10 protein-coding genes and 1 riboswitch are annotated in these 13,237 nt (G+C 63.2%); of the genes, 4 read left to right on the top strand and 6 right to left on the bottom strand.

Translation table 11 applies throughout. The features are described 5' to 3' along the window. The first annotated feature begins 38 nt into the window (after positions 1 to 38). Positions 39 to 1,166: a hypothetical protein gene (locus tag ACVOLL_RS00595; protein WP_481511086.1), complete on the top strand. Its 1,128-nt coding sequence runs from the start codon at positions 39 to 41 to the stop codon at positions 1,164 to 1,166. Positions 1,167 to 1,612: 446 nt separating this feature from the next. On the opposite strand, the gene ACVOLL_RS00590 is transcribed toward ACVOLL_RS00595, so the two are convergent. Together ACVOLL_RS00590 and ACVOLL_RS00585 are read right to left on the bottom strand one after the other, a co-directional pair. Continuing rightward, the gene (locus ACVOLL_RS00590; RefSeq protein ID WP_481511085.1) at positions 1,613 to 2,029 is read right to left on the bottom strand and encodes a hypothetical protein; all 417 of its coding nucleotides are present in this window, start codon (positions 2,027 to 2,029) and stop codon (positions 1,613 to 1,615) included. Between the two features lie 74 nt (positions 2,030 to 2,103). Next, the gene (locus tag ACVOLL_RS00585) at positions 2,104 to 3,324 is read right to left on the bottom strand and encodes a multidrug effflux MFS transporter (RefSeq protein ID WP_481511084.1); all 1,221 of its coding nucleotides are present in this window, start codon (positions 3,322 to 3,324) and stop codon (positions 2,104 to 2,106) included. 336 nt (positions 3,325 to 3,660) lie between these two features. Then, a riboswitch (glycine riboswitch) is annotated at positions 3,661 to 3,769 on the top strand. 112 nt (positions 3,770 to 3,881) lie between these two features. On the opposite strand from ACVOLL_RS00585, the gene gcvP reads away from it, so the two are divergent. Both gcvP and ACVOLL_RS00575 read left to right on the top strand, forming a co-directional pair. After that, the gene (gcvP, locus tag ACVOLL_RS00580) at positions 3,882 to 6,746 is read left to right on the top strand and encodes an aminomethyl-transferring glycine dehydrogenase (RefSeq protein ID WP_481511083.1); all 2,865 of its coding nucleotides are present in this window, start codon (positions 3,882 to 3,884) and stop codon (positions 6,744 to 6,746) included. A 160-nt stretch (positions 6,747 to 6,906) separates the two neighbouring features. Continuing rightward, entirely contained in the window at positions 6,907 to 7,074 is a 168-nt protein-coding gene (locus tag ACVOLL_RS00575) for a hypothetical protein (protein ID WP_481511082.1), read from the top strand. A gap of 192 nt (positions 7,075 to 7,266) precedes the next feature. On the opposite strand, the gene ACVOLL_RS00570 is transcribed toward ACVOLL_RS00575, so the two are convergent. Both ACVOLL_RS00570 and ACVOLL_RS00565 read right to left on the bottom strand, forming a co-directional pair. Further along, positions 7,267 to 9,930, bottom strand: coding sequence for a M1 family metallopeptidase (locus ACVOLL_RS00570; protein ID WP_481511081.1), 2,664 nt, complete (start codon positions 9,928 to 9,930; stop codon positions 7,267 to 7,269). A gap of 86 nt (positions 9,931 to 10,016) precedes the next feature. After that, positions 10,017 to 10,748 carry an AraC family transcriptional regulator gene (locus ACVOLL_RS00565; protein ID WP_481511080.1) on the bottom strand — a complete coding sequence of 244 codons (732 nt, stop codon included), beginning with the start codon at positions 10,746 to 10,748 and terminating at the stop codon, positions 10,017 to 10,019. Between the two features lie 171 nt (positions 10,749 to 10,919). Here ACVOLL_RS00565 and ACVOLL_RS00560 point away from each other — a divergent pair, with 171 nt between their 5' ends. Then, positions 10,920 to 11,330: a hypothetical protein gene (locus tag ACVOLL_RS00560; RefSeq protein ID WP_481511079.1), complete on the top strand. Its 411-nt coding sequence runs from the start codon at positions 10,920 to 10,922 to the stop codon at positions 11,328 to 11,330. Positions 11,331 to 11,499: 169 nt separating this feature from the next. Here the strand turns inward: ACVOLL_RS00560 and ACVOLL_RS00555 are convergent, their stop codons facing one another. Beyond that, positions 11,500 to 12,792, bottom strand: a complete 1,293-nt coding sequence (locus ACVOLL_RS00555; RefSeq protein ID WP_481511078.1) for an adenylosuccinate synthase — start codon at positions 12,790 to 12,792, stop codon at positions 11,500 to 11,502. 246 nt (positions 12,793 to 13,038) lie between these two features. Further along, positions 13,039 to 13,224, bottom strand: a complete 186-nt coding sequence (locus ACVOLL_RS00550; RefSeq protein ID WP_481511077.1) for a DUF2065 domain-containing protein — start codon at positions 13,222 to 13,224, stop codon at positions 13,039 to 13,041. Positions 13,225 to 13,237: the final 13 nt, after the last annotated feature.

Genomic DNA, 13,237 nt, shown 5'->3' with positions numbered 1-13,237 from the left:
ACTATCCGCTGGACCTCACCGGCCCGGGCAGCCACACCTTGGTGCGTACGCTGGGCGTAGGCAGCCTGGTGATCGCACCTGCCGCGGCTGCAGGCAAATCCGATCTCCAGGTCGCCTCTGACCTCAGCATCAACTGGGCAGCCTTCAACCCGTTCGCTACGCCCGCTGGATCACCCTGGCCGCGGGTGATCCATTACACAGGTGCGGATCGGAGCATCTTCGAATGGGCCCGTAAGCGCCCCGTCGAGCAACTGAGCTGGGCACCTGTACTCGACACGGATACCGTAGTCGACGCCAGCCGATCCAACATCCGCACATTGGCGATTCAACTGGACCAAGCGGAAGCGAACCTGCAGATGCTACTGCCCGGGCCGGAGATCGCAGCAAATCTCCACCTCAGTATCTCTGGCTATATCAGTCGTTTCTCGACGAAGGGACAACTGCCCAACTCCCTGTCGTTGGCCCCGGAGACGGGCTCGCGCAGGGAAACTTCCACGTTCCAGCTACCAGACATGGGTGAACTGAATGACGTTCACGACCTGATGCTGGTCAACAAACCGATGGCACGCCCCATCTCGCTGAAATGCCTTTCGCGCTTCAGACATCTGAAGTCGCTGAGCCTGTATGGCAATTTCGTCGACCTTGATGCACTTGCCGCACAGCCACAGCTGCAGAATCTGCAACTGCGCTATATGCCCTCGTTGGAAGGCCTGCCAGCACTTAGCTGCTGGCCTACGCTGGACGGCTTCATTGCCTTCAACGTCGAGGAAACCGCCGGCAAGCATCTGCGCCAGCAGCTGAAGGCACGCGACCAGCAGCGCCCATGGACCGGACACGCATCGGTATCGCAGTTGCGCAAACCAGCATGGTGGGAAAGCGAGTTCGGGCGTCCGTTCTCGTCGTGGCCAACGCGCCTTGCGAAACAGGCCAATGCAGCTTACGACAGCACTTTGTCGGCATTGGCAGCTGCACAAACGCTCGCCGAAGGAGAAGCAGCCCTGACCTGTTTCACGGTGCGCTTCAATACGCTGAAGGGCATCGAAACCTCCGAACGCGACGACCTCGGCGAAGCGATTTGGCAGCTCGGCCGTTCAGAGCATGCCCTGCGCGTCGGCGTAACCGATGATCTCGCACAGCAATGGTTCGATGCAGCGCGCGACTATTGAGCTGGACTGCAGACCGCAGCCTTCCGCTTCGCCCCCTTGAGGCAACCTGACTGTTGCTCCGTGCCTGCGATCGCCCTTCTGGCTCAACGGCATCGGCATCGCGGTTCTGGCATGGCTACTCCGCAGTACATTTCGGCCGTTGTGGTACTACCAGGGATATGTTGGATGAGCACGTACCACACCCTGGGTGCACTGCACGTATCCGGGCACAGGATCATCTGTAGTGCCGAGCCATGCTCGGCAGAAGCTTCACCGATAGAAATGATGCAAAGCCTCCGAGCCATGCCCGGCAGCAGCTTCATCGATGGACTGGATCCACTACGGCGGCCCCTGTGCGTGCTTCGCGGCTTACGCCGCTCCCACAAGAGCAGGGATGCAACGAACGCTCTTTGCAGACGACAAGGGCGCCAACGGCGCCCTTGTCGGTTTCAAGCTTGTACGCAGGCTCAATGCGTGCCAGCGGCCGCCTTGCCCTTGGCACCCAGCTCACCGGCCAGGTTGCGCTTATAGGTATCGAAGTCGATGCCCTGCTCTGCTGCTTCGGCATGCGCAGCGTCCTTGAGCGCATCGGAATACATCAACCGCACCGGCGTGTCGTTGTTCTCGTGCCACTCGGCGGCCTGCATGATCAGCGCCAGCACGCGGGCAGCGCTGGTGGTCTCACCGGCGATCTTGCCATCCATGCCCAGCACCCACTCGCCATCACGGCGAACGATACCGGCCAGCAATGCACGGTGCTGGTCGCGCAGCTCGGCATGCGGCTCCACTTTGGCCTTTACCGGCGGATTGGCTTCGGCCTGGTTGCGCTCGCGCTCGGCCAGCTTCTTCTTCGCCTCGCGGCGGCCTTTGGATTGGATCGACATCAGTTGTTCACTCTTTGAACGGCCGCCGGTGATGGCGGCACAGCTATTGTCCCCGATGCGGGGGTGAATTCGTGTCAGGACGCGGCTTCGTCACGCTGGGTACGCTGACTGATGCGCTCCCACTTCCACATCGCCCAGCTGCCCAGGCCGAACAGGGCCGCGCCGATGGCCAGGGTCAGGCCGCTGCGGCTGAGCATGGGCGAGAGCACGCCGGCGATGATGGCATTGGTCACCAACGTACTGAACGCCTGCATCGACGAGGCGGTACCACGCTGGCGCGGGTACATGTCGAGGATGGCCAGGGTCAGGATCGGGAAGATCAGGGCCACGCCAAACGAGGTCAGGGTGAACGGCAGCACCGCCCACGGCACCGTCATCTCGGTCGCGAAGGCGTTGTAGCTGATGTTGTAGATGGCCGCCACCGCCATGAAGCAGTAACCAATCCGCACTGCCCGCGCGCCATCCATGCGCCCCGCCGCACGGCCGGAGGCATAGGCACCCAAGGCCATGCCACCGATGGTGGGGATGAACAGCCAGGCGAACTGGTGCTCGTTCATGTGCAGCAGATCAAGTACGAAGGCCGGCGCCGAGGCGATGTACAGGAACAAGCCGCCGAAGCCCAGCGAACCGGCCAGGGCCAGGCGCAGGAAGCGCGGGTTGATGCCGATGCTGATGTAGTCCTGCAGCAGGCGCTTGGGGTGCAGGCTCAGGCGCGCATGCGGCGGGTGGGTTTCCGGCAGCCAGATGCAGGTGATCAGCAGCAACAGCGCCGAGAACCCGACCAGGAACCAGAAGATGCCCTGCCAATGCGTCCATCCCAGCAACCAGCCGCCGATGATCGGGGCGATGGCCGGGGCGATGGAGAAGATCATCGAGACCTGGCTCATCAGCCGCTGCGCATCGTCACCGTCGTACAGGTCGCGGATCACCGCGCGGCCGATGATGTAGCCGACGCCAGCCGAAAGACCCTGCAGGAAGCGGAACAGCAGCAAGGTTCCCATGTCGGTGGACAATGCACAGCCGACGGACGCGCCGATGAACACCACCAGCCCACCGATGATCACCACCTTGCGGCCCAGCGCATCGGACAGGGCGCCATGTACCAGGCTCATCAAGGCATAAGCCAGCAGATAGACGCTGATTACCTGCTGCATCGCGAGCTTGTCGGCGCCCAGATCGGCGCCCATGTGCGGGAACGCGGGGAACACCGCATCGATCGCGAACGGGCCGAACATCGACAGGCCGGCCACCAGAATGGCGATACGGCGCAGCGAAACCTGCTTGTTTGCTTCCATGGCTTTCACTAACCAGCAACGGCACCGGCGCGGGAGCCGATGTGGGGTGGGGACAGAATGAACAGGACCGGGCGCGACGGCGCTGGACGGCCATGATGCGGAAATTTGTCCGGACATTCATCCGCTTCAGCCAGCGGTTCCGGGATGCCCGGCCGTACGCCTGCAAGACGCGGGATTGAAACCGGGATGCAGATGGTAATCCAAGCCGCTGCGCGGGTCTGCCCCGGTGCTTTACCGGGCTATAATCGCCAGGCTGCACGAACAAGGTGGGAGAAGCGGTTCACCCCGCTGCCGAAGGCGCAAACGCCCGTAATCGCTCAGGCCCGATACCACCCGTACCAAAACTCTGGAGAGACCGGTTCAATCCGGCGCCGAAGGTGCACGAAGCGCACGATCCTCGTCGCGTCGCTTCCAAACTCTCAGGCAAAAGGACAGAGGGGCGCGAGGTAAGCCTTTGGCTTGCCGGCTGTGCTGTCGCGCCTGCGCGGCAACCGGACGGCAACAAGGCGAGCCTGGCTCACCGCCCCTGCCCTGCATGCCTTCTCCGGACGTCAGCCATGACCCAGAACACCCCTTCGCTGCGCGAGCTCGAACACCACTCCGCGTTTGTTGACCGCCACATCGGCCCCAACGACGCTGAAATCGCGCAGATGCTGCGCACCGTTGGCCACGATTCGCTCGAAGCACTCACCGACGCCATCGTGCCGGGTTCGATCAAGTCGCCGGCGCCGCTGGCGCTGCCCGAGTCGCTGACCGAAGTCGACGCGCTGGCCAAGATCCGCGCCATCGCCGACAAGAACAAGGTCCTGCGCAGCTTCATCGGCCAGGGCTATTACGGCACCCACACGCCGAACGTGATCCTGCGCAACATCCTCGAGAACCCGGCGTGGTACACGGCCTACACGCCGTACCAGGCGGAGATCTCGCAGGGCCGCATGGAAGCGCTGATCAACTTCCAGACCATGGTCGCCGACCTGACCGGCATGGAAATCGCCAACGCCTCGCTGCTGGACGAAGCCACCGCCGCCGCCGAAGCGATGACCCTGGCCAAGCGTTCGGCCAAGTCCAAGTCCAAGGTGTTCTTCGTGCAGGACAGCGTGCACCCGCAGACGCTGGAACTGCTGCGCACCCGCGCCGAACCGATGGGCATCGAGCTGCTGATCGGCAAGCCGGCTGACGCGCTGAGCGCCGACACCTTCGGCGTGCTGCTGCAATACCCGGACAGCCTTGGCAACATCGGCGACTACAAGGCGCTGGTCGAGGCCGTGCACGCCCGCCAGGGCCTGGTTGCGGTTGCCACCGACCTGCTGGCACTGACCCTGATCGCCGCTCCCGGCGAATGGGGCGCAGACATCGCCATCGGCAACAGCCAGCGTTTCGGCGTGCCGTTCGGTTTCGGCGGCCCGCATGCCGCCTTCATGGCCTGCCGTGATGCCTACAAGCGCTCGATGCCGGGCCGCCTGATCGGCGTCTCGGTCGATGCCGAAGGCAAGGCCGCTTACCGCCTGACCCTGCAGACCCGCGAGCAGCACATCCGCCGCGAGAAGGCCACTTCCAACATCTGTACCGCACAGGTGCTGCTGGCGGTGATGGCCTCGATGTACGCCGTCTACCACGGCCCGGAGGGCCTGCAGCGCATTGCCCGCCGCACCCATCGCCTGGCTGCCATCCTCGCCGCCGCACTGCGCAGCAAGGGCGTGGCGGTCGGCAACGACTTCTTCGACACCCTGCACATCACCGGCGTTGATTCGGCTGCGCTGAAGGCAAAGGCCGAAGCCGCCGGCATCAACCTGCGCATCATCGATGCCGGCTCGGTCGGCATCAGCCTGGACGAAACCGCCACCCGCGCTGACGTAGTCGCGCTGGGCCAGCTGTTCGGCGCCAGCGTCGATGTGGATGCACTGGATGCCAGCACCGCCGACGCACTGCCGAAGAGCCTGCTGCGCACCAGCGACTTCCTCGCCCACCCGGTGTTCAACACGCACCACAGCGAGCACGAGATGCTGCGCTACCTGCGCTCGCTGGCCGACAAGGACCTGGCGATGGATCGCACCATGATCCCGCTGGGCAGCTGCACCATGAAGCTCAACGCCACTGCCGAGATGATCCCGGTGACCTGGCCGGAATTCGCCAACATCCACCCGCTGGCACCGGCTGATCAGGCCCAGGGCTACAAGGAACTGATCGACGGCCTGGAAGCAATGCTGGTCGAGTGCACAGGCTATGACGCAGTGAGCCTGCAGCCGAACTCCGGCGCGCAAGGCGAATACGCCGGCCTGCTGGCGATCCGCGCTTACCACCGTTCGCGCAACGAAGGCCATCGCGACATCTGCCTGATCCCGGACTCGGCGCACGGCACCAACCCGGCCTCGGCACAGATGTGCGGCATGACCGTGGTCGTGACCAAGACCGACAGCAACGGCAACGTCGATGTCGAAGACATCCGCCGCAACGCCGAGAAGTACAGTGACCGCCTGGCTGCGATCATGATGACCTACCCGTCCACGCACGGCGTGTTCGAGGAAGAAGTGGTCGAGATCTGCGAGATCATCCACAAGCACGGCGGCCAGGTGTATACCGACGGTGCCAACATGAACGCCCTGGTTGGCGTGGCCAAGCCCGGCAAGTGGGGCTCGGACGTGTCGCACCTGAACCTGCACAAGACCTTCTGCATCCCGCACGGCGGCGGCGGCCCGGGCGTTGGCCCGTGTGCGGTGAAGTCGCATCTGGCCCCGTTCCTGCCGGGCAAGCTCGGCGACAACGGCCCGGTCGGCATGGTCAGCGCAGCCAGCTTCGGCAGCGCCTCGATCCTGCCGATCAGCTGGATGTACATCACCCTGATGGGCACCGCTGGTCTGCGCAAGGCAACCCAGGTTGCACTGCTCAACGCCAACTACATTGCCAAGCGTCTGGCTCCGCATTACGCCACGCTCTACACCGGCCGCAACGGCCTGGTGGCGCATGAGTGCATCCTCGACGTGCGTCCGCTGGAGAAGACCTCCGGTATCGGCGCCGAGGACGTGGCCAAGCGCCTGATCGACTTCGGCTTCCACGCCCCGACCCTGAGCTTCCCGGTTGCCGGTACGCTGATGGTCGAGCCGACCGAGAGCGAATCGCAGCACGAACTGGATCGCTTCATCGACGCGATGATCCAGATCCGCGAGGAAATCCAGGCCATTGAAGACGGCAAGCTGGACCGCGAGGACAACCCGCTCAAGCACGCCCCGCATACCGCAGGTGCGGTAACGGCCAGCGAGTGGACCCATGCGTACCCGCGTGAGCTGGCTGCCTTCCCGCTGCCGTCGTTGAAGCTGCAGAAGTACTGGCCGCCGGTTGCCCGCGTGGACAACGTGTACGGCGACAAGAACATCATGTGCGCCTGCATCCCGGTGGATGCGTACAAGGAAGATGTCGAGGCGTGATCGGGGCTTGATTGCCTGATGCGTGAATGAAAACAGCCGGCGAAAGCCGGCTGTTTTTTGTGACGATTGGGAGGTTGGAACAGCTGGTCTTTCTTGATCGGCGTAAATAGCAGGAGCAAGGCTTTGGCTTTGGCTTTGGCTTTTGCCTTCGGCTTCGGCTTTGGCTTTTGCCTTCGGCTTCGGCTTCGGCTTCGGCTTCGGCTTTGGCTTTGGCTTCGGCTTCGGCTTCGGCTTCGGCTCCTGCTTTGGCTCTGGCCTTCCCTTCTCCCGTTTACGGGAGAAGGTGCCCAACGGGCGGATGAGGGGGCTTTTGACTTTGCTTAGCTAGAAGCTTCCCTCACCCCAACCCCCGCTCCGCGCCCCGGCCCTTGCGCTGGCGCAAGGGCGTTCGATGGGCAGCGAACCCGTGGTTCGCAAGCTGCCCATCTCACCCCGTAAACGGGAGAGGGGCTTAAGAGCTGCAATTGCATTCTCCGCTGCGCAGCTGCAATTGCATTTACCGCTGCTCCGCTGCAGCTCCTCAATACCCCTTCTGCTTCAACCAGGCATCCACCTGCGGCTTGCGCTCTGCACGCAACCGCAGCTTGGTCTGGATACCCGCAATCACCGTCTCCGCATCACGTCGCGAGGTCGGTGCGATATGCGCATCGGCAAATGCCTTGATCTTGTCCACCATCAGCAGGTTGTCAGCGCTGCGGCCGAGCCCCGGGTAATACCGCGCACGTGAAGTACTGTCGACCAGAGTGTCCACCTTCTCGCGATTGGCAACAGCAAAGTCGAACGCCAGATCCGCATGCTCGCGCGATACGCCGCCAATCATGCCCGCGCTGTTGGTCGCACCCGGCTCCTCGGTCAGCGCCATGTCCAATGCACGCTGTGCCAGCGCCTTGTCCTTGGCCGCAGCCAGCAAGCCGTAATACTGGTCACGCACCATTGCCGAGGTTTCCTGCTTGGCCAGCGTGTGCAGCTTGTCCCAGGTTGCCGCGTTCGCATTACTTGCCACCACACCCAGCACACTGCTGCGCAGCTCCGGCGACAGTGAATCCGGCTTGGCCAGGAAGGCATCAAAGCGGCGCTGCGCTTCGGCAACCACCTGCGCATCGTCCAACGCCGCCAAAGTACCGATCAGGCCACTGCGTAGTTCCTTGGTCTGCGCCGAGTCGCTGTCCTTGCCGTCCCAACCCAGCGACTGCAGCACCGGCGACAGACGCGAACGCGCATAACTGCGGAACGCCGCCTGTCGTGTGGTATCACCATCGAACATGCCGTCGATACCACTCAAGGTACCGGCGGCCATGTCCCATAGATCGGTCGGCGCATCGGCGCTGATTTTCGCCGTCAGATCCAGCAGATCCGCATCGGGCTGCAGGCCGGCTGCGGCCAGTGCGCTGGTATCCATCATCACACCCAACTGGTCGACCACCGGCAACTTGTCGAAGCCTGCGCTCAGCGCCTTGAACTGCGTCGGCGCATACAAGGTGCGGTAATAGCCCTTCTGCCCGGCATTGACCAGCAGCGGCCCACTACAGCCCGGCAGCTGCACGTTGGTATCGCCATCGACCAGCGTGTGCACCACCTCACCACTGCCCACGCGCAGACTCACCGGCACGCGCCAATGCAGCGGCTGCTTGTCCTTGCGATCAATCGTGTACTCGCCCTGGCTCAACTTCACCTGGGTGTTACCGGCGACGCAGCTGCTGTTGGCACGAATCAAGGGCACGCCTGGCTGTAGGGTGAAATCATGCGCCACTTCCATGAAAAGCTTGCCCGGTGCGGCCTTGTCGATCTCGACCCAGAGATCATCAGTGACTGCATTGCCGTAAGCATGGGCAGCGATGTAACGGCGCACGCCATCGCGCCACGCATCTGCACCCACGTAATCCTCGAACATCGAGATCACCGCCGAGCCCTTGCCATAGGTGATGCCGTCGAAGGCCTGGCTGGCCTGCTCCACCGTCGCCACGTGCTGCACGATTGGGTGGGTGGTGACGTAGGCATCACGGCCCATCGCGCCGCGGCTGGTATGTGCGGCATCAACATTGTTGATGTCCCATTCCGGGTGCAGCTTGCGGGTGGTGCGCCCCTCCATCCACGAAGCGAAGCCTTCGTTGAGCCAGAGATCGTCCCACCATGCCATGGTCACCAGGTTACCGAACCACTGGTGCGCGATCTCATGCGCGGCAATCGAGAACACCGCCTTCTTGTCGGAGACGCTGGACACGGCGGGGTCCAGCAGCAGAGCGTATTCGAAGGTGAAGATCGCGCCCCAGTTTTCCATCGCGCTGAAGAACTGGCTGCCGCCAGGTGCAGCGACGTTGTCGAGTTTGGGCAGCGGATACTTCACGCCGAAATAGTCGTTGTACTCGCGCAACACCTCGGCACTGCCTTCCAGCGCGAACTGCGCCTGCCCGACTTTGCCGGTCTGCGCAATCACACCGATCTCGGTGTCGCCTTCCTTGACGGTGGCGCGCTCGAACTCACCGCTGGAGAAGAACAGCAGATAGGTCGACATCTTCGGCGTAGTCTGGAACACCACCTGCTTCAAACCCTTGCCCAGCGACATGCTGCTGGCCACCGGCATGTTGCTGACCGCCATCTCGGCTTCCGGCACGGTCACGCTAAGGTCGAACGTGGCCTTGAAGCCCGGCTCGTCCCAGGACGGAATGAAACGGCGCGCATCGGAGTTCTCGAACTGGGTGAACAGCGCGCGCTTCCTGCTGCCGTCAGCCACCGGATAATCCAGCGCAAACAAGCCATTGGCCTGCGTGTTGATGGTACCGCTGTAGTCGATGCTCAGCGTGTAACGTCCCGGCGCCAGCGGCGCGGCCACGGCGAAGCTGGCGGTCTGGTTGGCTTGGTCCACGCTTACCGTGGTTGGCATCGCCTTACCACCGCCGGCGGGCTGCAGCTGGCTCTTGCCGAAATGCATGCCCGCTGCCTGCAACACGATGCTATTGGTGGGCTGCAGCACTTCCAGATCGATGCTGACCTTGCCGTCGAAGCGCATCTGCCCTGCGTGCGGAGTAATCTGCACCCGATAGTGATCCGGACGCGCGGTACGCGGCAACTGCGTGGTGATTTCGTCCTGACCGGTGCCTGCTGCAACGGGTTCGGCAGCAAACACCGCAGGCGTGGCAATGCAGGAAAGGGCGAAACCAATTGCAACAACAAGGGAACGGCGCATCAAGGCTCCTTACGGAAAGACATGGGCGCGACGCCCATCAGCTCCGCATCATCTGCCCCTCAATCGCTGCCCAACACCGCCGGAAGTCATAGCTGCGCGCGGGCGGCTTCCTGTTGTGCGCGCTCGGCGATCATCGCCCGGTACTGGCGCGGCGCCATGCCGACTTCAGCCTTGAACTTGCGGGTGAACGCGCTCTGGTCACTAAAGCCGCAGGCCTGGCCGATGCTGGCCACGCTGTCCTCGCCGTGCAATAGATGCAATGCAATCTGGATGCGCAGGCGCGTCAGCACCTGCTGCGGAGTCATCTGAAACACCTTGCGGAACGAACGCTCCAGCTTGGACAGCGAGAAACCGGTGATATCCAGCAGCGTCTGCATGCGCACGTTTTCGGCGTAATGCGTATTGAGGTAGTCCAGCGCCAGCCGCAGCGGCTCGTATTGCGACTCCAGACCACCGCGCTGGCCCAGATCGCGGGAGATGCCGATCAGACCGACAACCTTGCCGTTCTCTACGATGGGCCGCTTGCAGGTCAGGCACCAGCCCGGCTGCTGGTTGGGAAACAACTGCAGCTCCATTACGTTCTCGATCACCTCCCCGGCCAGCACCCGCGCATCCTGCTCGGTATAGGCCTCGCTCATGCCGACCGGGTACAACTCATCCGCGCGCTTGCCAATTGCATCGCTGCGCGACTTCATGCCCAACCGCTGCATCATCGTCATGTTGACGTGGGTGTAGCGCCCATCAATGTCCTTGGCGAAAAACAGCACGCTGGGAATGGCGTCGAACAGGGCTTCGATTTCGGCGGGGTCAATACGCATCGGGTCAGTCAGGCTGGCAGCGGGGGCGTGTCCACCCATTCTAGCCAGCCCCGGGGCACTACCGCGCTGGCCATAAGTACCTGTCAGCGGGCCCCATTCGCCAGATGAAGAAAAGTCCCGGGTCGGCATTGCCTGCATGATCGGACGTATACGCACCAGGATCCCGCCCCGATGAGCCAAGTCATTCCTTCCAATCAGTATGCAGTGGGCCAGCTGTGGGCCTGCCAAGGCCGCCATGACGGTGAGCAGCCTACCCTGCTGATCAACCGCATCGACCAGCATCCGCTGGGCGGCGGCAACATCTATCACGTGACCCTGGGCGGATTGAAGATCCGCAATCCGCGCGTGCCCGAGGGTGTCATGACCCAGCTCGCCCACGCCCCGGTCACCGATCAGACCCTGCAGCGCAGCCAGCTTCGCCTGCTTGGCCAGCGGGCAGCAGACCCTGCCTACCTCCAAGGCTATGGCCAATGGCGCGAAGCCTTTGATGCCGGAAATGCGGGGTCGTTTGGTGTCAGCGTGGCAACCATTCTGGAGATCGTCGAGCGGCAGCTCAATGGCACCCCGCTGGAGCAGCCGTAACGCCAAGCCATGCTCGGCGGACGCACTACCGGTAACAGCTGCTCTGCCGACCATGGGTCGGTACTACAGGTTTGGCTATATCGGTAAGCCACTGCCGACCATGGGTCGGCACTACAACGACAACGCCCCGCTTTCGCGGGGCGTTGTCTGTTGCATCACGGTGCTGCTATCAGCCCCACGGATCCTGCAGAACCATGGTGTGATCGCGGTCCGGGCCGGTCGAGACGATCGACACCGGGCAGCCAGCCAGTTCTTCCAGCGCACGCAGGTAGGCGCGTGCGGCCGGCGGCAGCTTGTCCCACTCGGTCACGCCGTGGGTGTTCTCGGTCCAGCCCGGGAACTCCAGGTACACGGGGGTGCATTCTTCCCAGCCCTGTGCGTCCAACGGTGCGTATTCCGAACGCTTGCCACGGTATTCATAGGCGATGCAGACCTTCAGCTTTTCCATGCCGTCGAGCACGTCGAGCTTGGTGATGCACAGGCCGGAAATACCGTTGATGGCTACGGCGCGCTTCAGCGCGACGATGTCCATCCAGCCGCAGCGACGCGGACGACCGGTCGATGCGCCGTACTCGGCGCCACGGTCACGGATGCCCTGGCCGATTTCATCGTCCAGCTCGGTCGGGAACGGGCCGCCGCCAACGCGGGTCGCGTAGGCCTTGGCGATACCCAGCACGTAGTCGATGGCATCGGCACCAACGCCGGCACCGGCCAGTGCACCACCGACGGTGGTGTTGGAGCTGGTGACGTACGGGTAGGTGCCGTGGTCGATGTCGAGCAGTGCACCCTGCGCGCCTTCGAACAGCACGCGCTTGCCCTGCTTGCGCAGGTCATGGCAGATGCCGGCAACGTCGGACTTCATCGGCTCGACGTATTCGCCGAAAGCCAGTGCTTCCTGGTACACGGTATCGAAATCAACCGGCTCCACGCCCAGGTACTTGGTCAGCACGAAGTTGTGGTAATCCAGCGCGGTACGCAGCTTTTCAGCCAGCTGTTCCGGGTAATGCAGGTCGGCGATGCGGATGCCACGACGTGCAACCTTGTCTTCATAGGCCGGGCCGATGCCGCGACCGGTGGTGCCGATGGCCTTGCCACCCGCTGCCTTCTCACGCGCCTGATCCAAGGCGATGTGGTACGGCATGATCAGCGGCGCTGCCGGCGAGATCTTCAGGCGCGAACGTACTTCGACGCCGGCGGTTTCCAGCTCTTCGATTTCCTTGCGCAGGGCGGCCGGGGAAATCACCACGCCATTGCCGATCAGGCACAGCGCGTCATCGCGCAGGATGCCGGACGGAATCAGGTGCAGGACAGTCTTCTTGCCGTTGATGACCAAGGTATGGCCAGCGTTGTGACCACCCTGGAAACGAACAACCGCACCGATTTCTTCGGTCAGCAGATCGACGATCTTGCCCTTGCCTTCATCGCCCCACTGGGCGCCGAGAACAACAACTGATTGACCCATGACGGGTAACTCCTGAATTTTGCTGCGGCCATCGGGGCCGCGGACGGGGCCGTGCGCTGCGCTGCAGTCCGCCATCATGGACGCCCCATCGGGGAGCATCCGGCAAACACCAGGGCCATACACGGAAAAAGCCGAACGGGGCACTCCAGGAGGAGTAAGCCCGACCGGCTTTTGTGGATTATCCGGGTTTTGACTGACAGCTACCACCCCCGAGGCTGCAGGTTGGTATGGGCGTCAGGGTTTGGTTCAGTGGCGGACCCACCAAAGGACTGCCAGGCCGATGAACAGTGCCGCGGCACCCATTCCTCGCAGGGATGCAGCGGGCTGCTCCAGCAACTGCGCGGCCATCCGCTTCCACGCCAGCGGCGCGATGAACAGGAACAGGCCTTCGATGATGGCCACCAGGCAGAGGGCGGAAAAGAGGTCTTGCATGCGCTATCGCCAT

It is taken from the genome of Stenotrophomonas sp. STEN035, from assembly GCF_056759935.1.
Note: the sequence above shows the minus strand (reverse complement) of the source record. Positions and strands in the feature narration are given on the sequence as shown.

What these genes read in the sequence shown, in the direction of transcription:
- ACVOLL_RS00565 (WP_481511080.1), bottom strand. Translation starts at nt 10,748, where the DNA reads ATGCGTATTGACCCCGCCGAAATCGAAGCCCTGTTCGACGCCATTCCC.
- gcvP (WP_481511083.1), top strand. Translation starts at nt 3,882, where the DNA reads ATGACCCAGAACACCCCTTCGCTGCGCGAGCTCGAACACCACTCCGCG.
- ACVOLL_RS00590 (WP_481511085.1), bottom strand. Translation starts at nt 2,029, where the DNA reads ATGTCGATCCAATCCAAAGGCCGCCGCGAGGCGAAGAAGAAGCTGGCC.
- ACVOLL_RS00550 (WP_481511077.1), bottom strand. Translation starts at nt 13,224, where the DNA reads ATGCAAGACCTCTTTTCCGCCCTCTGCCTGGTGGCCATCATCGAAGGC.
- ACVOLL_RS00560 (WP_481511079.1), top strand. Translation starts at nt 10,920, where the DNA reads ATGAGCCAAGTCATTCCTTCCAATCAGTATGCAGTGGGCCAGCTGTGG.
- ACVOLL_RS00585 (WP_481511084.1), bottom strand. Translation starts at nt 3,324, where the DNA reads ATGGAAGCAAACAAGCAGGTTTCGCTGCGCCGTATCGCCATTCTGGTG.
- ACVOLL_RS00570 (WP_481511081.1), bottom strand. Translation starts at nt 9,930, where the DNA reads ATGCGCCGTTCCCTTGTTGTTGCAATTGGTTTCGCCCTTTCCTGCATT.
- ACVOLL_RS00555 (WP_481511078.1), bottom strand. Translation starts at nt 12,792, where the DNA reads ATGGGTCAATCAGTTGTTGTTCTCGGCGCCCAGTGGGGCGATGAAGGC.